The sequence below is a fragment of the Streptomyces sp. NPDC001927 genome, assembly GCF_053594455.1.
The window spans coordinates 127,536-145,629 of the sequence record NZ_JBSFEN010000012.1 but is presented as its reverse complement, the minus strand read 5'-3'; the positions used below and the strand labels follow the sequence as shown (position 1 = coordinate 145,629).

General features: G+C 72.9%; 15 protein-coding genes. 10 read left to right on the top strand and 5 right to left on the bottom strand.

Annotated elements, in window-relative coordinates:
* The first annotated feature begins 17 nt into the window (after positions 1-17).
* The 5 genes from lpdA (at position 18) to ACWCO8_RS30175 (ending at position 8,121) form a co-directional block, all read left to right on the top strand.
* Positions 18-1,406 carry a dihydrolipoyl dehydrogenase gene (gene lpdA, locus ACWCO8_RS30195; protein ID WP_384518324.1) on the top strand — a complete coding sequence of 463 codons (1,389 nt, stop codon included), beginning with the start codon at positions 18-20 and terminating at the stop codon, positions 1,404-1,406.
* Positions 1,407-1,468: 62 nt separating this feature from the next.
* Positions 1,469-3,232: a 2-oxoglutarate dehydrogenase, E2 component, dihydrolipoamide succinyltransferase gene (gene sucB / locus ACWCO8_RS30190; protein WP_451034925.1), complete on the top strand. Its 1,764-nt coding sequence runs from the start codon at positions 1,469-1,471 to the stop codon at positions 3,230-3,232.
* Between the two features lie 131 nt (positions 3,233-3,363).
* Positions 3,364-3,987 carry a GntR family transcriptional regulator gene (locus ACWCO8_RS30185; RefSeq protein ID WP_362013462.1) on the top strand — a complete coding sequence of 208 codons (624 nt, stop codon included), beginning with the start codon at positions 3,364-3,366 and terminating at the stop codon, positions 3,985-3,987.
* Between the two features lie 414 nt (positions 3,988-4,401).
* Complete coding sequence (gene aceE, locus ACWCO8_RS30180) at positions 4,402-7,107, top strand: pyruvate dehydrogenase (acetyl-transferring), homodimeric type (protein ID WP_451034924.1); 2,706 nt, start codon at positions 4,402-4,404, stop codon at positions 7,105-7,107.
* Positions 7,108-7,158: 51 nt separating this feature from the next.
* The gene (locus ACWCO8_RS30175) at positions 7,159-8,121 is read left to right on the top strand and encodes a helix-turn-helix transcriptional regulator (protein WP_451034923.1); all 963 of its coding nucleotides are present in this window, start codon (positions 7,159-7,161) and stop codon (positions 8,119-8,121) included.
* 7 nt (positions 8,122-8,128) lie between these two features.
* On the opposite strand, the gene ACWCO8_RS30170 is transcribed toward ACWCO8_RS30175, so the two are convergent.
* Positions 8,129-9,049: an SDR family oxidoreductase gene (locus ACWCO8_RS30170; protein ID WP_451034922.1), complete on the bottom strand. Its 921-nt coding sequence runs from the start codon at positions 9,047-9,049 to the stop codon at positions 8,129-8,131.
* Positions 9,050-9,149: 100 nt separating this feature from the next.
* On the opposite strand from ACWCO8_RS30170, the gene ACWCO8_RS30165 reads away from it, so the two are divergent.
* Positions 9,150-9,677, top strand: coding sequence for a DUF4240 domain-containing protein (locus tag ACWCO8_RS30165; RefSeq protein WP_384518834.1), 528 nt, complete (start codon positions 9,150-9,152; stop codon positions 9,675-9,677).
* Positions 9,678-9,744: 67 nt separating this feature from the next.
* Here the strand turns inward: ACWCO8_RS30165 and ACWCO8_RS30160 are convergent, their stop codons facing one another.
* Complete coding sequence (locus tag ACWCO8_RS30160) at positions 9,745-10,530, bottom strand: SDR family NAD(P)-dependent oxidoreductase (RefSeq protein WP_451034921.1); 786 nt, start codon at positions 10,528-10,530, stop codon at positions 9,745-9,747.
* 154 nt (positions 10,531-10,684) lie between these two features.
* Here ACWCO8_RS30160 and ACWCO8_RS30155 point away from each other — a divergent pair, with 154 nt between their 5' ends.
* The gene (locus tag ACWCO8_RS30155; RefSeq protein WP_451034920.1) at positions 10,685-11,338 is read left to right on the top strand and encodes a TetR family transcriptional regulator; all 654 of its coding nucleotides are present in this window, start codon (positions 10,685-10,687) and stop codon (positions 11,336-11,338) included.
* 3 nt (positions 11,339-11,341) lie between these two features.
* Here ACWCO8_RS30155 and ACWCO8_RS30150 read toward each other — a convergent pair whose 3' ends face one another.
* Positions 11,342-11,845, bottom strand: a complete 504-nt coding sequence (locus ACWCO8_RS30150) for an N-acetyltransferase family protein (protein ID WP_451034919.1) — start codon at positions 11,843-11,845, stop codon at positions 11,342-11,344.
* Between the two features lie 46 nt (positions 11,846-11,891).
* Here ACWCO8_RS30150 and ACWCO8_RS30145 point away from each other — a divergent pair, with 46 nt between their 5' ends.
* Together ACWCO8_RS30145 and ACWCO8_RS30140 are read left to right on the top strand one after the other, a co-directional pair.
* A complete protein-coding gene (locus ACWCO8_RS30145; protein WP_362013474.1) occupies positions 11,892-12,788 on the top strand; it encodes a TIGR01777 family oxidoreductase in 897 nt (298 codons plus the stop codon).
* A gap of 190 nt (positions 12,789-12,978) precedes the next feature.
* Positions 12,979-14,346, top strand: a complete 1,368-nt coding sequence (locus ACWCO8_RS30140; RefSeq protein ID WP_451034918.1) for an NAD(P)/FAD-dependent oxidoreductase — start codon at positions 12,979-12,981, stop codon at positions 14,344-14,346.
* Between the two features lie 22 nt (positions 14,347-14,368).
* Here the strand turns inward: ACWCO8_RS30140 and ACWCO8_RS30135 are convergent, their stop codons facing one another.
* Both ACWCO8_RS30135 and ACWCO8_RS30130 read right to left on the bottom strand, forming a co-directional pair.
* On the bottom strand, positions 14,369-15,847 hold the full coding sequence (locus ACWCO8_RS30135; protein WP_451034917.1) for a regulator: 1,479 nt from the start codon (positions 15,845-15,847) through the stop codon (positions 14,369-14,371).
* 206 nt (positions 15,848-16,053) lie between these two features.
* Positions 16,054-16,965: a hypothetical protein gene (locus ACWCO8_RS30130; RefSeq protein ID WP_451034916.1), complete on the bottom strand. Its 912-nt coding sequence runs from the start codon at positions 16,963-16,965 to the stop codon at positions 16,054-16,056.
* A gap of 288 nt (positions 16,966-17,253) precedes the next feature.
* Here ACWCO8_RS30130 and lipB point away from each other — a divergent pair, with 288 nt between their 5' ends.
* Positions 17,254-18,072, top strand: coding sequence for a lipoyl(octanoyl) transferase LipB (lipB, locus tag ACWCO8_RS30125; protein WP_451034915.1), 819 nt, complete (start codon positions 17,254-17,256; stop codon positions 18,070-18,072).
* Positions 18,073-18,094: the final 22 nt, after the last annotated feature.

Genomic DNA, 18,094 nt, shown 5'->3' with positions numbered 1-18,094 from the left:
TGCATGGAGGACGTGACGTGGCGAACGACGCCAGCACCGTTTTCGACCTAGTGATCCTCGGCGGCGGTAGCGGCGGTTACGCCGCGGCGCTGCGCGGAGCGCAGCTGGGCCTGGACGTCGCACTGATCGAGAAGAACAAGCTCGGCGGCACCTGCCTGCACAACGGCTGCATCCCCACGAAGGCCCTGCTCCACGCCGGCGAGGTCGCCGACCAGGCGCGCGAGGCGGAGCAGTTCGGTGTCAAGGCCACCTTCGAGGGCATCGACATCAAGGCCGTGCACAAGTACAAGGACGACGTGATCTCGGGCCTGTACAAGGGTCTGCAGGGTCTCGTCGCCTCCCGCAAGGTGACGTACATCGAGGGCCACGGCCGGCTCTCCTCCCCGACCTCCGTCGACGTGGACGGCCGTCGCGTCGAGGGTCGTCACGTCCTCCTCGCCACCGGTTCCGTACCGAAGTCGCTCCCCGGCCTGGAGATCGACGGCAACCGGATCATCTCCTCCGACCACGCCCTGACCCTGGACCGTGTCCCGGAGTCGGCGATCATCCTCGGCGGCGGTGTCATCGGCGTCGAGTTCGCCTCGGCGTGGAAGTCCTTCGGCACCGACGTGACGGTCATCGAGGGCCTGAAGCACCTGGTCCCGGTCGAGGACGAGAACAGCTCCAAGCTTCTTGAGCGCGCGTTCCGCAAGCGCGGCATCAAGTTCAACCTCGGCACCTTCTTCCAGTCCGCCGAGTACACCGAGAACGGTGTCAAGGTCACCCTGGCCGACGGCAAGACCTTCGAGGCCGAGGTCCTGCTCGTCGCCATCGGCCGCGGCCCGGTCTCGGCCGGTCTCGGCTACGAGGAGCAGGGCGTCGCGATGGACCGCGGCTACGTCCTGGCCGACGAGTACATGCGTACGAACGTGCCGACGATCTCGGCGGTCGGCGACCTCGTCCCGACGCTCCAGCTCGCGCACGTCGGCTTCGCCGAGGGCATCCTCGTCGCGGAGCGGCTTGCCGGTCTGAAGACCGTTCCGATCGACTACGACGGCGTGCCCCGGGTGACGTACTGCCACCCCGAGGTCGCCTCCGTCGGCATCACCGAGGCCAAGGCCAAGGAGATCTACGGCGCGGACAAGGTCGTCGCCCTGAAGTACAACCTCGCGGGCAACGGCAAGAGCAAGATCCTGAAGACCGCGGGCGAGATCAAGCTCGTCCAGGTCAAGGACGGTGCCGTGGTCGGCGTCCACATGGTCGGTGACCGCATGGGCGAGCAGGTCGGCGAAGCGCAGCTGATCTACAACTGGGAGGCGCTGCCGGCGGAGGTCGCGCAGCTGATCCACGCCCACCCGACGCAGAACGAGGCTCTCGGCGAGGCGCACCTGGCGCTGGCCGGCAAGCCTCTGCACTCCCACGACTGACGCTCACGTCATCAACGGGCGCGACGACCACTTCCCGCAATTCGTTAGGAGCAACTGAAACCATGTCGGTTTCCGTAACCCTGCCGGCGCTCGGCGAGAGCGTCACCGAGGGCACCGTCACCCGCTGGCTCAAGGCCGAGGGTGAGCGTGTCGAGGCCGACGAGCCGCTGCTCGAGGTCTCGACCGACAAGGTCGACACCGAGATCCCGGCGCCCGCGTCGGGCATCCTGGCCTCCATCAAGGTGGCCGAGGACGAGACCGTCGAGGTCGGCGCCGAGCTCGCCATCATCGACGACGGCTCCGGCGCTCCGGCCGCCGCGCCGGCTCCGGCCGCCGCCGCTGCCGAGGCCCCCGCCGCCCCGGCCGCTCCGGCCCCCGTGGCCGAGGCCCCCGCCGCTCCGGCTCCCGCCGCCGCTCCGGCCGCCGCTCCCGCCGGTGGCGCGACCGGTACGGACGTCGTCCTGCCGGCGCTCGGCGAGTCCGTCACCGAGGGCACCGTGACCCGCTGGCTGAAGTCGGTCGGCGAGACCGTCGAGGCCGACGAGCCGCTGCTCGAGGTCTCCACGGACAAGGTCGACACCGAGATCCCGGCCCCGGCTTCGGGTGTCCTCCTGGAGATCGTCGTCGCCGAGGACGAGACCGCCGAGGTCGGCGCCAAGCTGGCCGTCATCGGCGCCGCGGGTGCCGCCCCGGCCGCCGCTCCGGCTCCGGCCGCTCCGGCTCCGGCCGCCGCCGCCCCGGCCCCGGTGGCTCCGGCCGCCCCGGCCCCGGCTCCCGCCCCGGTCGCTCCGGCCGCCCCGGTCGCCGCTCCGGCTCCGGTCGCGCCCGCCGCCCCGGTGGCCGCCCCGGCTCCGGTCGCCCCGGCCGCTCCGGCCCCCGCCGCTCAGCCGGTGGACGACGGCGCCTACGTGACGCCGCTGGTCCGCAAGCTGGCCTCCGAGAACGGCATCGACCTGGCGTCCGTCAAGGGCACCGGCGTCGGCGGCCGTATCCGCAAGCAGGACGTCCTCGCGGCCGCCGAGGCCAAGAAGGCCGCCCCGGCCCCGGTCGCCGCCGCTCCGGCCGCCGCCGCGCCGAAGGCCGCCCCGGCCCTCGAGGTCTCCCCGCTGCGCGGTCAGACCGTCAAGATGACCCGCATGCGCAAGGTCATCGGCGACAACATGATGAAGGCGCTGCACGGCCAGGCCCAGCTGTCCTCGGTCGTCGAGGTCGACATCACCAAGCTGATGAAGCTGCGCGCCCGTGCCAAGGACGCGTTCGCCGCCCGTGAGGGCGTCAAGCTGTCCCCGATGCCGTTCTTCGTGAAGGCGGCGGCCCAGGCGCTGAAGGCCCACCCGGTCATCAACGCCCGGATCAACGAGGACGAGGGCACCATCACGTACTTCGACTCGGAGAACATCGGCATCGCCGTGGACTCCGAGAAGGGTCTGATGACGCCGGTCATCAAGGGTGCGGGCGACCTGAACATCGCCGGTATCTCCAAGGCCACGGCCGAGCTGGCCGGCAAGGTCCGCGGCAACAAGATCACCCCGGACGAGCTGGCCGGCGCGACCTTCACCATCAGCAACACCGGTTCGCGCGGTGCGCTGTTCGACACGATCATCGTGCCGCCGAACCAGGTCGCCATCCTGGGCATCGGTGCCACGGTCAAGCGTCCGGCCGTCATCGAGACCGCCGAGGGCACCGTCATCGGCGTCCGCGACATGACGTACCTGACGCTCTCCTACGACCACCGTCTGGTGGACGGCGCCGACGCGGCCCGTTACCTGACGGCCGTCAAGGCGATCCTGGAGGCCGGCGAGTTCGAGGTCGACCTCGGTCTCTAAGGGCACGTGCCTGGCCTCGTGCTTGGCAACGTAACAAGCCTCACCTGCGGCGCCCCCGCCCGGAAGTGTTTCCGGGCGGGGGCGCCGCCGTATTGTCTTGAGTGTCAACGCGTCCCTTAAGGAGGGGCTTCATGAGCGTCCCCGTCGTCCACTCGCTGCGCGAACAGATCCGCGAGCACATCGTGGAGGGCATCGTCAGCGGGCGCTGGAAGCCGGGTGAGCGGATCGTGGAGCGCCGGATCGCCACCGAGCTGGAGGTCAGCCAGACCCCGGTGCGCGAGGCGCTGCGTGAGCTGGAGTCGCTGCGGCTGATCGAGTCCTCCCCCAACAAGGGTGTACGGGTACGGAATCTGACGGCGGCCGACCTGGAGGAGAGCTACCCGGTCAGGGCGGGCCTGGAGCAGATCGCGGCGGAGCTGGCGGCGAACCGGCTGGCGGCCGACTGTTCGGCCCTGGAGCCGCACGTGGCGGCCCTGTACGAGGCGGACCGGGCGGCCGACGGGACGGCGCAGGTGCGGCACACGGTGGGCTTCCACCGCGAGCTGGTGAAGGCGGCCGGGAACAGCGTGCTGCTGCACACCTGGGAGGGCCTGGGCATCGAGGTCTTCACGGCGCTTTCGATCCGCTGGCTGGGCACGGTCCAGAAGTCGTACGCGGAGGAGCACCAGGACCTGGTGGAGGCCTTCCGCCGGGCCGACCCGAACATCGGCGCCCTGGTGAAGGCCCACGTCCTGGGCTGCGCCCCGCGGGCGTAACGCTCCGCAGGGTCACCCCCGGACCTCCCCCACCCCACCCCTTCCCGAAACTCTGCCGGGGCGGGGGGGTGGGGAATGCTGCTTCCGGGGGCTCCGCCCCCGACCCCCAAGCGGCAGCTCCGCGCCGCCCGGCCGCGTGCCGAGCGCCTTCGAAGCCGCCCCACCCACAGACCGCTCATTCGTGCGACTCACCCCTCATCCGCTCCCCCACCTGCGAAAACAAGGCACCGGGTGCCCGATTTCGCGGCACCCTGTGCCGACTTTCGGGTTCCGGGGAAGTTTTTCCCTTCAACACTTTGATCGATCATCGATCGGCGGCTTACAGTCTTCGGCGGGCCGCTACCCGGCCCTTCGCCCTGTCCTGCCAGACAAGGCACCCCTTCTCCACCCCCATCTGTCCGGAAGGCGGCGATCATGACCGATCCCGTAGGCAAGATTCCGAGCGAGCTCGACCAGCTCCCGGACCGTGACACCGAGGAGACCGCCGAGTGGGCGGCCTCCCTGGACGCCGTCACCAAGGCCGCCGGCCCTCACCGGGCCGCCTACCTGATGCGCCGCACGCTCCAGCACGCCGAGGGCGCGGGTCTCGCCCTGCCCAAGCTGCTGGAGACGGACTACGTCAACACCATCCCCACCTCCGCCGAGCCGGCCATCGACGGCGACGAGGAGATGGAGCGCAGGATCACCGCCTGGAACCGCTGGAACGCGGCCGCCATGGTGACCCGCGGCGCCAAGCATGGCGTCGGCGGCCACATCGCCACCTTCGCCTCCGCGGCCTGGCTCTACGAGACCGGCTTCAACCACTTCTTCAAGGGCAAGGAGTCCGGCGACGCCGCCGGCTCCGGCGACCAGCTCTACATCCAGGGCCACGCCTCCCCCGGCATCTACGCCCGCGCCTTCCTCGACGGCCGCCTCACCGAGGCGCACCTCGACAACTTCCGGCAGGAGTCCGGCGGCAACGGTCTGCCCTCCTACCCGCACCCGCGCCGTCTGCCCTGGCTGTGGGAGTTCCCGACCGTCTCCATGGGTCTGGGCCCGCTCTCCGCCATCTACCAGGCGCGCTTCAACCGGTACCTCACCAACCGCGGCATCAAGGACGTCTCGTCCTCGCACGTGTGGGCGTTCCTCGGCGACGGCGAGATGGACGAGCCCGAGTCGACGGCGGCCCTCGCACTCGCCGCCCGCGAGGGTCTGGACAACCTGACCTTCGTCATCAACTGCAACCTGCAGCGCCTCGACGGCCCGGTCCGCGCCAACTTCAAGATCGTGCAGGAGCTGGAGGCCCAGTTCCGCGGCGCCGGCTGGAACGTCGTGAAGTCGCTGTGGGGCAACGCCTGGGACGAGCTCTTCGCGCTCGACACCAACGGCGCCCTCGTCCGCCGCCTCCGCGAGGTCCCGGACGCGCAGGTCCAGACGTACCAGACCCGCGACGCCGCCTACATCCGCCAGGACTTCTTCGGCTCCGACCCCGCGCTCGTCGCGATGGGGCAGCTGCTGAGCGACGACAAGATCCTGGAGTGCTTCCACCTCTCCCGCGGTGGCCACGAGCCCCGCAAGGTGTACGCCGCGTACAAGGCCGCCGTGGAGTTCAAGGGCGCGCCGACCGTCATCCTGGCGCAGACCGTCAAGGGCTTCACCCTCGGTGAGGGCTTCGCGTCGAAGAACGCGAACCACCAGATGAAGAAGCTCAGCACGGACGAGTTCAAGGCCATGCGTGACCTGCTCGACCTGCCGATCTCCGACGCGCAGTTCGTCGACGGCGTGGTCCCCTACGGCCACCCGGGCGCCGACTCCGCCGAGGTCCGCTACCTCCAGGAGCGCCGCGCGGCGCTCGGCGGCCCGGCCCCGGCCCGCCGCGTGCAGCCGCTCGCCCCGCTGCCCGCCCCGGCCGAGAAGACCTTCGCCGCCTTCGACAAGGGCTCCGGCTCGCAGTCGGTCGCGACGACGATGGCCTTCGTCCGGCTGGTGAAGGACCTGGTCCGCGACAAGGAGACCGGCAAGCGCTGGGTCCCGATCGTCCCGGACGAGGCCCGTACCTTCGGTATGGAGTCGCTGTTCCCGTCGCTCGGCATCTACTCGCCGAAGGGCCAGACGTACGAGCCGGTCGACCGCGACCAGCTGATGTACTACAAGGAGGCCGTCAACGGCCAGATCCTCAACGAGGGGATCACCGAGGCCGGTTCGATGGCCGACTTCATCGCCGCGTCCACCGCGTACTCCACGCACGGTGAGGCGATGATCCCGTTCTACATCTTCTACTCGATGTTCGGCTGGCAGCGCACCGCCGACCAGATGTGGCAGCTCGGCGACCAGCTCGGCCGCGGCTTCCTCGTCGGCGCCACCGCCGGCCGTACGACGCTGACCGGTGAGGGTCTCCAGCACGCCGACGGGCACTCCCCCGTCATCGCGGCCACGAACCCGGCCGCCCTGACGTACGACCCCGCGTTCGCCTACGAGGTCGCAGCGATCGTCAAGGAGGGTCTGCGCCGGATGTACGGCGAGGCCGCCGAGGGCGAGGACCAGAACGTCTTCTACTACCTCACGGTCTACAACGAGCCGATGCCGCAGCCGGCCAAGCCGGCCGGCGTCGACGAGGGCATCGTCAAGGGCCTGTACCGCTTCAACACGGCGGAGTCGGCCGGCCTGGACCTCCCGGCGAACGCCGCCCGGATCCAGCTGCTCTCCTCCGGTACGGCCATCCACTGGGCCCTGGAGGCGCAGAAGCTGCTCGCCGCCGAGTGGGGCGTGGGCGCCGACGTGTGGTCCGCCACCTCCTGGACGGAGCTGCGGCGCGACGCGCTCGAGGCCGACGCGGCGCTGCTGCGCGGCGAGGAGCAGGTGCCGTACATCCGCAAGGCGCTGGAGGGCGTGGACTCCCCGGTCCTGGCCGTCTCCGACTACATGCGCCAGGTCCCGGACCAGATCGCGCAGTGGGTCGAGCAGGACTGGTCCTCGCTCGGTGCGGACGGCTTCGGTCTGTCCGACACCCGTGACGCGGCCCGCCGCCACTTCGGTGTCGACGCGCAGTCGATCGTCGTCGCGGCCCTGGCCCAGCTCGCCCGGCGCGGCGAGGTCCCGGCCTCGGCTGTGAAGGAGGCGCGCGAGCGCTACGGCCTGTAAGGGCCTCGGGTCTGCCCCCGGCTTGTCAGTGGCGGCACGCATGATGGGTTCATGCGTGCCGCCCGGCTTATCAAGATGGTGCTGCTCCTCCAGTCCCGGCCCTCGATGACGGCGGCCGAGCTGGCGGAGGAGCTGGAGGTGTCCGAAAGGACCATCACGCGCGATGCCCTCGCCCTCTCGGAGGCGGGGGTTCCGGTGTATGCGGACCGGGGCAGGGCGGGTGGGTACCGGCTGATCGGCGGGTACCGCACCCGGCTCACGGGGCTCGCGCGCGGTGAGGCCGAGGCGCTGTTCCTGTCCGGACTGCCGGGCGCGCTGCGGGACATGGGCCTTGAGGACGCGGCCTCGGCGGCCCGGCTGAAGGTGTCGGCTGCGCTGCTGCCCTCGTTGCGCGACGCCCCGGAGTCGGCGGCCCAGCGCTTCCTGCTCGACGCTCCCGGCTGGTACCAGGAGCCGGACACGCCGGACCTGCTGCCGCCGATCGCGGAGGCGGTCTGGGACGACCGGATGCTCTCCGCCCGCTACCGCCGCGGGGACGGCGAGGTGGACCGTGACCTCGCTCCGTACGGCCTCGTGCTGAAGGCGGGCGTCTGGTACCTGTGCGCGCGTGCGGGTACGGCCCTTCGTACGTACCGGGTGGACCGCTTCACGGCGGTCGCGCTCACGGAGGAACGGTTCGTACGGGACGAGGAGTTCGACCTGTCCGCGTTCTGGGCGGAGCGCGCGGCGGAGTTCGCCCGCTCGATCCTGCGCGCCGAGGTCGAGCTGCGGCTCTCGGAGGCGGGCGCGCGCCGCCTGCCGTACGTGACGGACCGCGCGGCCGCCGAGGAGGCCCTGGCGGGCGGTACGAAGGACGGGGCGGGCCGGACGACGGCGACGCTCCTCGTGGAGAACGAGGAGGTCGCCTTCAGCCAGCTGCTCGCGCTCGGCGCGGAGGTGGAGGTCCTTGGCCCGGAGTCGCTCCGGGCCCGTTTCGTGGCGGCGGCGGAGGGCCTGTCGGCGCTCTACCGATAGTCGGCCGTCACCGGTAGTCGGCCACGTCCGGCTTTCCGCCCGACTCGCCGGCGAGCATGTAGCCCCAGGCGTCCGGCTGGGAGCCGTCCGCGTCCGTGAAGCCGTACACCTTGGCCAGTTGGCCGCTGGAGAGCGACTGGCCGGTCCAGCGGTCCCGGTCGGGGTCGGCGGCGAGGGCGGCGACGGCGCGGCCGACGTAGGTCGGGGACTCGGCGATCTCGAAGCCGGGGATCCTCTCGATGGCGTCCCGCCAGTTCTCCTCCCTCACGCCGAAGGCCGCCAGCATCTGCTCGGAGCGCAGCCAGCCGGGCGTGAGGCAGACCGCGGTGGCGCCGACGTCCTTCAGGTCGTGGGCGAGCGCGAAGGCCATCCGGATCGGGGCGTTCTTGGTGAGGTCATAGAAGAAGTTCTCCCGGAACCGCGTGTTCCATTCGGCGGTGCCGTCGGTCATCTCGACGACGAGTCCGCCCGGGTGGCGGATCAGCAGCGGAAGCGCGAGGCGGGAGGTGATCGCGTGCGTCCGCACGCCGAGCTCCATCATCCGCAGCCCGTCGGTCAGATCGGTCTCCCAGATCTTCAGGCCGAACTTGAGCAGGTGCTCCCCGCCCCACACGTCGTTGACGAGGACGTCGAGCCGGCCCCGCTCCGCGTCGATGCGCGCGATCAGCGCCTCGACCTGGTCGATCTCCAGGTGGTCGGTCGGCACCGCGACGCCCTCGCCGCCGGCCGCCGTCACCAGCTCGGCCGTCTCCTCGATCGTCTCGGTCGCACGGCCGACCTCGCTGACCCTCTCCCGGGTGGTCCGCCCGGTCACGTACACGGTGGCGCCGGCGGCGCCCAGCTGTACGGCGATGGCCCGTCCCGCGCCCCGTGTGGCGCCCGCGACCAGTGCGATCCTGCCGCTCAGCGGCTTCGTTTCGGTCTCCATGGAAGGAGCGTGACAGGAAAGTACGACATCTCCTGTCCGATTTGATTTTGGCTGTTTCCGGGTGCGCCGCCCTCCCCCACGGTCGATGCTGGATGCCGTGATGGACGAAACGGAGTTCTGGGAGATCATCGACTCGACCCGAGAGGCCGCCGAGGGCGATCCCGAGGAACACGCCGACCTGCTCGTCGAGCGGCTGCTGCAGCTCGATCCCGACTCCGTGCTCGACTTCGCCCGCCATTTCGAGGCCCGTTACAACCGCGCGTACCGCTGGGATCTGTGGGGCGCGGCGGCGGTGCTGCTCGACGGGGCGGGCGACGACGCCTTCGACTACTTCCGCTGCTGGCTGATCGGCCAGGGCCGGGAGGTCTTCGAGGGCGCGGTGCACGATCCGGACGCCCTCGCCGAGCTGCTCGACGACTTCGACGAGGAGATCGACGGGGACGGCGAGGAGCTGGGGTTCGCCGCCGACGAGGCGTACGAGCAGCTCACCGGGGCCGAGGCGCCCGACCTCGGGATCCCGCCGCAGCCGGCGGAGCCGGAGGGCGTGGCCTTCGACCTGGCGGACGACGCGGCGCTCGCGGCGCGCTACCCGCGGCTGTGGGAACGGTTCGGCGCGCTGGCGGGCTGAGGATCCGGCGTAAGAGGTACGGACCCGGGGGCCGTCCCACCCCGGGTCCGTACCGGTCCTTGGCGCCTCAGAAGTGCGTGCCGCCGTCGATGCGGACCTCGGTGCCGGTGATGAACTTCCCGTCCTCGCTCGCGAGCATCGCGACGACGCCGGCGACGGTCTCCGGACCGGCGAAGCCCTGGCCGAGGGCGGGGGCGAGCTTCATGAAGAGGGAGAGGTCGGCGTCCTCGGGGAGGCCGGGGCCGACGCTCTGCCGGCTGGCGCCGGTGCCGTCGGTCATGCCCGAGGAGATGGAGCCGGGCTGGACGGCGGTGAAGCGGATGCCCTGCTTGGCGTACTCGGCGGCGAGCGCGTGGGTCATGGACTGGATGCCGCCCTTGCTGGCCGCGTAGGCGGCCATGTACGGGTGGGCGAACTGCGCCGAGGTGGAGGAGAAGTTCACGACGGCGGAGCCGTCGCCCTCGAGGAGGGCCGGGATCGCCTCGCGGATCATCAGGAAGGTGCCGGTCAGGTTGATCCGGACGACCTGCTCGAAGGAGTCCAGGGTGGTCTCATGGGTGTGCGCGGAGCGCAGGATTCCGGCCGCGTTGACCAGCACGTCCAGGCCGCCGAGGGCGGCGACGGCGGCGGCGACGCCCGCGCGCACGGAGCTCTCGTCGGCGACGTTCACGACGACCGTGGTGAGCCGGTCGGCGGCGGCGCCGGCCTTGGCGACGGTGTCCTTGAGGCCGTCCTCGCTGATGTCGGCGGCGACGACGCGGCCACCCTCGGCGAGCATGCGCAGCACGGTGGCCTGGCCGATGCCGGAGCCGCCACCGGTGACCAGTGCGCGGCGTCCTTCGTAGCGGTTCATGTCCTGTCCGACCTCTCGATGACGAGCTTCTCGATGCCCTGATGTCTCGACGCTCTGATGTCTTGATGCAGAGCACACCGTACGCCTAGGTGGCACGTTTTGCCACAGTTGCATGAAATGCAATGTCGGCAGGGGTGGGGCGTACTCTCGTACGGTGAGCACCCAGCCCGCCGCCAGGCCCACCACCAGGTCCGCTTCCCTGACCGAGCGCCGCAAGGCGGCCACCCAGCTCGACATCGCGCGCGCCGCCGCCGAGCTCTTCACCGAGCGCGGACCGGACGGCACGACGGCCGAGGACATCGCGCTGCGGGCCGGGGTCGCGCTGCGGACCTTCTACCGCTACTTCCGCTCCAAGCAGGACGCCGTCGCCCCGCTCCTCGCGGGCGGCGCGGACCGCTGGCGGGAGTCGCTCGCGGCGGCGGAGCCCGGGTCGACCGTGCCGGCCGCCCTCGAACGGTCGATCGCCGAGGCGCTCGCGGGGGCCGACGAGGAGGCCGCCGAGGGGCTGCGCTGGACGCGCGGGCTGCTGCGGGCGGCGGCCGAGGACCCGGCGCTGCGGGCGGTCTGGTACCGGGTCAACCAGGAGTCGGAGGAGAAGCTGCTCGTCGTGGTGGCCGAGCTCGCGGGCCCCGACGCGGACCCGCTGGAGGTACGGCTCGCGGCGGCGGCCGCCACGGACGCGATCCGGGTGGCCCTGGAGGCCTGGGCGGAGACGGACGCCCCGGTCCGGGGCAAGGGCGCCCCGGCCGAACTGGCGGTGCGCTGCCTGCGCGAACTGATGGGCGGTATGGGCCCGTTGAGGCCCTAGCCGCTACGGCGTGAGCGAGCGGCCCATCAGGACGTCGTCCACGTACGCGCCGTCCAGGAAGAACTCGCCGGGCAGGACGCCCTCGACGGCGAAGCCCTCGGCTTCGTAGAGCGCGCGGGCCGGGGCGTTGTGGCCGAGGACGCGCAGGGTGATCCGCCGGGCCCCCTGGCGCCGGGCCTCCGCGAACGCGGCACGCAGCAGCGCACGGCCCACGCCCCGGCCCCGCGCGCTGTCGGCCACGGCGAGCCCCTGGATCTGGCGGACGTGCTGGTTGCAGGCGAGCGGGGTGGCCGGGACGAGCCGCAGATACCCGACGACCACCTTGGCGCCGTCCTCCGCCACCAGGTAGTCCTCGGGCTGGTGCCGCTCGTCGAAGAACGGGCGGTACGGGGGTTCGGGGGCGGGCTGCACGGCGTGCAGCGGCGACCAGGTGGACCGGTCGAGTTCCCCGAGGGCGTCCTCGTCGGCGGGAACGGCCCGGCGTATGCGCGTCTCCGGCGTGATCATGGCGGCCACTGTGCCACGCGCGGGCCCGGAAGGGCAGGATGGGCGCATGGAACGCTCCCGCATCGCCGTCACCGGCGCCTCCGGTCTCATCGGCTCGGCCCTGGTGCGCTCCCTGCGCGCCGACGGCCACCAGGTCTCCCGTCTCGTCCGCCGTCCCGCCAGGACCGCCGACGAGGTCGAGTGGGACCCCGCGCGGCTGTACGTGGACGCGGCCGGGCTCGTCGGCGTCGACGCGGTCGTGCACCTGGCGGGCGCGGGCGTCGGGGAGCGCCGCTGGAGCGAGGCGTACAAGAAGGAGATCCGCGACAGCCGGGTGCTCGGTACGCGGGCGATCGCGCAGGCCCTCGCCTCCCTCGCCGAGCCGCCGAAGGTCCTGGTGTGCGGCACGGCGCTGGGCTACTACGGCGACACGGGCTCGCGCGCCGTGGACGAGAGCGCGCCCGCCGGCGAGGGCTTCCTGCCCTCGGTGTGCGTGGAGTGGGAGGCGGCGGCGGCCCCCGCCGAGGAGGCCGGCATCCGGGTCGCGTACGCCCGCACGGGCCTCGTGGTGGCCGCCGAGGGCGGCGCGTGGGGGCGGCTCTTCCCGGTGTTCCGTGCCGGGATCGGCGGGCGGCTCGGCGACGGCCGGCAGTACTGGAGCTTCATCTCGCTGCACGACGAGGTCGCCGCCCTGCGGCACATGATCGACACCGAGTCGCTGTCCGGCCCGGTGAACCTGACGGCCCCGGAGCCGGTCACCAACCGGGAGGTGACGGCGGCGATGGGCCGGGTCCTGCGCCGCCCGACGCTCTTCGCCGTCCCCGCGCCCGCGCTGCGCCTGGCGCTCGGGGAGTTCGCGACCGATGTGATCGGCAGTCAGCGGGTGCTGCCGAGTCGCCTGTTGGAGTCGGGCTTCTCGTTCGCGTTCCCGACGATCGACGAGTCGATCCGCGCGGCGGCCTGATCCGGGCCTGGGGCCGGGACACAGACTCCGGCGGTGCGACCCCGTGCTCCGTGCACCCCCGCGCGCGCCGCTGGCGCGGGTGGGCGCGGCTGCCCGAGGCTGGCATGCCCTGAATGCGAACGAGGGCATTCCGGGGGCCTGTTGGGGGCATAGGCCTCCCACCAAGCCGCGCCGACCTGGGGAGGGGCACGTGCTCAGTACCGCACGCCACACGGATGTCGTCACGGACGTCGTCATAGTCGGGGCCGGGATCGCGGGACTCGCGGCCGCGCACCGGCTGACCAGCGCCGGACTCGGCGTCACGGTCCTGGAGGCCGGCCCCCGGGTCGGCGGCCGGATGGTCACCGACGACGTCGACGGCTTCCGGCTCGACCGGGTGGGGCCGCTCCTGACGACGTCGTACGCGGAACTGCTCCGCACCCGGGGGCTCGCCGGGGTGACGCTGCGGCCGTTCGCGCCGGGGGCGATGGTGCACAGCGACGGCCGGTACGTGCGGATCGGCGAACCGTTCCCGCACCCGCGCCGCCGTGCGCCGCACAGCCGGGGGTGGGGGTCTCCGCACGCCGCCTGGCGCGTGGGGGGCGCGTACACGGTGGCGCGCGCCCTCGCGAGCGCCCCCCGGAATCCGGCGGCCTCGTTGGACCAGGCGCGCCTCGGCGCGTCCCTGGCACGGCTCGCGGCGACCCCCGTGCAGCGCCTGCTGACGCGTCAGGAGCGGACCGCGCGCGAGGCCCTGACGGCCCGGCTGCCCGCCCGTACGGTCCAGGGCGTGCTGCGGCCGCTGGTCGCGGCCCTGCTCGGCGACCCCGACCTGGGCACGTCCAGCCGCTACGCCGACCTGGCCCTGCGCGCGTTCGCCCGGGGCCGGTTGTCCGTGCCGGAGGGCGGCTCGGGGATGCTGCCCGAACTGCTCGCGGCGGCGCTCCCGGAGGGCACGGTACGGACCGGGGTGCGGGTCACGGAGGTCGGGATCGACCGGGTCGAGACGGCGGAGCACGGGGTGTTCGGCTGCCGCTCGGTGATCCTCGCGACGGGCGCGCGGACGGCGGCCGAGCTGCTGCCGGGGCTGCGGCTGCCGGCCTTCCACGCGGTGACGGTCCTGCACCACACGGCCCCCGAGCCGCCCACGCGGGACCCGGTGCTTCTCCTGGAGTCCGACCCGGGCGGCCCGGTCGCCCACTCGGCGGTCATGAGCGCCGTCGACCCCTCACGCGCGCCCGACGGCCGGGCCCTGGTCACCTCGACGGTCCTGGGCGCCCCGCCCGACGACATGGAGCGCCGGGTGCGCAAGCACCTCGCGACGCTGTACGGGACGTCGACGGACGAGTGGGAGCTGCTCGCGCTCCACCACACGCCCGACGCGATCCCGGCGATGCCCCCGCCGCACGACCCGCGCCGACCGGTCCGGCTGCTCGCCGGTCTCTACGTCTGCGGCGACCACCGCGACACGTCCACCCCGCAGGGCGCCCTCACCTCCGCGCACCGCGCGGCCCACGCGCTCCTCACGGACCTGGGCATCCCGGTCCCGCAGGGCGCTCCGGCGGAGGTCGCGGCCTAGGAGTCCGTAAGGACCGTACGGCTCAGCCGATCGCCGCCACGCGGTCGCGGTAGGTACGGACCGCGGCCGCGTCGCGGTACGGCTCCAGGCGGCGCTCGAAGTCGCGTACGTACTCCAGGGCGCGCGCCGAGCGCATCTCGGAGGCCTGCTGGGCCGCCTCCGCGCCGAGGGCGCAGGCCTGGTCGAGTTCGCCGAGGCCGAGGCGGGCGGAGGCGAGGACCACGCGGCAGAACAGCCGGCTGCGGGCGAAGCCGGGGGCACGGAGCTGGAGGGAGCGTTCGGCGTGCTGGGCGGCGGCGCGGTACTGCTGGAGGTCGCGGTGGCAGTGCCCGAACTCGTCGGCGAGCTGCGCCTCGTCGAAGGGCCGCGCCCAGTACGGCACGTCGTCCCCGGGCCTCGCCGCCTCCAGGGCCCGCTCGGCGCGGGCGAGGGCGGCCCCGCACGCCCGCGCCTCGCCGAGCACGCTGTGCCCGCGCGCCTCGACGGAGTGCAGCAGGGCCTGGACGACGGGCGGGGCGGCCGAGCCGACGCCCTGCTGGGCGACCCGGGCCAGCTGCACGGCCTCGCGCCCGTGGCCGAGGTAGACGGCCTGCCGGCTCATGGTGATGAGGACGTACGAGCCGTACGCCCGGTCCCCCGCCGCCTGCGCGAGCCGCAGCGCCTGGACGAAGTACCGCTGGGCGAGTCCGTGCGCCGCGATGTCGTACGAGGTCCAGCCGGCCAGGCGCGTCAGGTCGGCGGCCGCGGCGAACAGGCGGCGGCCGACGGACTCCCCGTACGTGCCGCGCAGCATCGGCTCGGCCTCGTGCTCCAGGTAGCGCACGAGGGCCTGGCGGGCGTGGCCGCCGCCGTACGCGTGGTCGAGGGTGCGGAACAGCTCGCCGACCGAGCGCAGGGCGGAGATGTCGCCGCTGGAGACCCGCTGCCCGGGCCCCCGGTCCGTACCGCGCTGCCGGGGGACGGAGAGCCGGCCCTGCGGCGGGACGCGCGGGTCCTGGGCGAGCCGGCCGTCCGGACCGAGCCGGCCGTTCGGCGCCGGCGGCTCGCCCCGCGCCACCCGGTCGTCGGCGCGCCCGATCAGCCAGTCCCGGCTGGGGACGACGAGGCCCGCAGGCGTGAACGCGATCTTGCGGAGTTCGGCGTGGCTGCCGGAGTCCTTGCGCCACAGGCCGCTGACGATGTCGACCGCCTCCTCGGGCGAGGCGGCGAACTCCAGGCCCGCGTAGACCGGCGCGCAGGCGTCGAGACCGAGGTCCTGGGCGGAGAGACGGCGGCCGAGGCGGCGGGTGAAGACCTCGGCGATGAGGGCGGGCGTGGTGCCCCGGGGCTGCTGGCCGCGCAGCCAGCGGGTCACGGAGGTCTTGTCGTACCGCAGGTCGAGCCCGTGCTCCAGGCCTAGCTGGTCGACCCGTCTGGCCAGGCCCGCGTTGGAGAAGCCGGCTTCCGCGATGAGCGCGGCGAGCTGGCGGTTCGGGATGCGCTGCGGAGGTCGTTCCGTCATCAGCTGTGCGGTCTCCTGCCTTCCGGGCCCGGGTGGAACCTCGTGTGGACCCTCCTGGAACGGCGCGAATTTAGCGGCCCTCACCGCCCTTACCGCCACCTTCGCCCCACATTCATCCGATCGTGTGAGGAACGGGAGGGAGGGTTGCCGCCGGCGAGCACCTGGCGGCAACCCCGCGGGACGAGACCTGACGGGACCGGTGCCGGTCAGCCGAGGGGGCGGCAGATCACCACGGCGCCGACGTCCTGCGGCGAGCCGCTGGTGTTCCGTGCGGCGACGTTCCAGCCCCAGGGCGTCGGCAGGGACTCCTGCGGATAGACCTGGAGGCCGACGAACTGGCCGCCGCCGGTGGGCACCTCGTTCGTCGCCGACGAGCAGGTCGCGATGGAACTGCCGATGTAGTTGTGCGGCGTGCGGTACGGCTCGCCCAGCCGTACGACGTGCGGCTGGGTGGAGCAGATCACCTGCGCGGTGATGAAACCTTCGTCGAGCGCGTGGTTGTACCCCTCGGCCCGCCATCGGTCGTTGCCGACGGGGCCCGAGTCCTGGATCAGGAAGACGGACTGGTCGCCTGGCCCGATGCCGATCGCCATGTGGCCGCCGCCGCTGGCGGTCGTTCCCGCGGGACAGGCCGCCACCGCGTCGCCGACGGTGGAGCCCGGCACACCGTAGGTCGTGGTCTGGCGTACGGAGTGGGCCGCCTGGTCGCAGACGACGTAGGCGCGGATGCTCATGCCGCCCTGCGTGCTGTAGTTGCGCGCCGTGACGGACCAGCCGTCGGCGGTGTCGGTCTGCTGCGGCACGGCGATCGAGGTGGAGAGGGCGGGCTGGCCGCCGTCGGTGTCGGCGCCGCCACCCGTCGCGTAGTAGCCGGCCGGGCACTGCACGCGGGCCGACTGCTCACCGCTCGGCCCGGTGCTGCGCCACGCGCCCTCCACGCGGACGGGCTGCAGGGCGCGGGGCGCCTTCCTCGCCTCGGGGCGGGCGGGGTCCGCGGCGGCACTCGGGGTGTAGGCCGCCGCTGCGCTCACGCCGGCCGTCAGGAGCGTCGCGGTGAGGAGGGAGAGGAGGCGCCGGGCCCGGGGGCGGCGGGGCGGGGGAACAGGGGGAACGCGCATGGACGGTCTGGCCTCTCTGTGCCGTGCCGAGGGTTCGCTGCGCGGCTGACGCTAGGGCGGGCCCGGAGCGGTGAACCGATTCTCCCGACGGGACACGCCGTCACGTTCCGTAGCCGGTTGGCGGGCGTACGACCACGGACCGTCGCCCCTTCGGCCTCCGTCCGCACCGGCCCGCCGTGGGCGCGCGGCGCGGCCGTACAGTGGCATGGGCGCGAATGACGCATGGTGCCGAACCGGCCCGGGACGATCCCCGGAACCCGGCCACGGCATCCAGGAGGAGGCATTGCCGTGAGTGAGCTGCGATTCGTCCGCTTGGGCTTCGGCGAGGACGCCGTCGAGTACCAGGTGGCCTGGGACAAGCAGCGCGAGGTGCACGCGGCCCGGTTCGCCGACGAGGTCCCGGACACGTGCCTGCTCCTGGAGCACCCGCCCGTGTACACGGCCGGCCGGCGTACGGCGGAGAGCGAGCGCCCCCTCGACGGGACGCCCGTGGTGGACGTGGACCGGGGCGGCAAGATCACCTGGCACGGCCCGGGCCAGCTCGTCGGCTACCCGATCATGAAGCTGCCCCGCCCGGTGGACGTCGTCGCGCACGTCCGCCGCCTGGAGGAGGCACTGATCCGCACGGCTGCCGAGTTCGGCCTGGAGACCACCCGGATCGAGGGCCGCAGCGGAGTGTGGGTGCTGGGCGACCCGGTCGAGCAGCGCCCCGCGCTCGGCGGGCTCTCCCTGGACTTCGACCCCCGGCTGACCGACGAGGAGTTCGACCCGCGCCTCAACGGTCCCGAGTACGCCCCGTCCAACGCCGGCCAGCGCCGCGAGGACCGGAAGCTGGCGGCGATCGGCATCCGGGTCGCCAAGGGCGTCACCATGCACGGCTTCGCGCTGAACGTGAACCCGGACAACACCTGGTTCGACCGGATCATCCCGTGCGGCATCCGCGACGCGGGCGTCGCCTCGCTCGCGAACGAGCTGGACCGGGACATCACCATCGAGGACGTCCTGCCGGTGGTCGAGCGGCACCTCGCCGAGGTCCTGGAGAACGCGGAGCTGAAGGCGCGCGAGGTCCCGGAGCGCGAGCCCGCGCCCGCGGCCGTCTCCGCCTAGGAACCCCTCGGGGCCCCTGGGG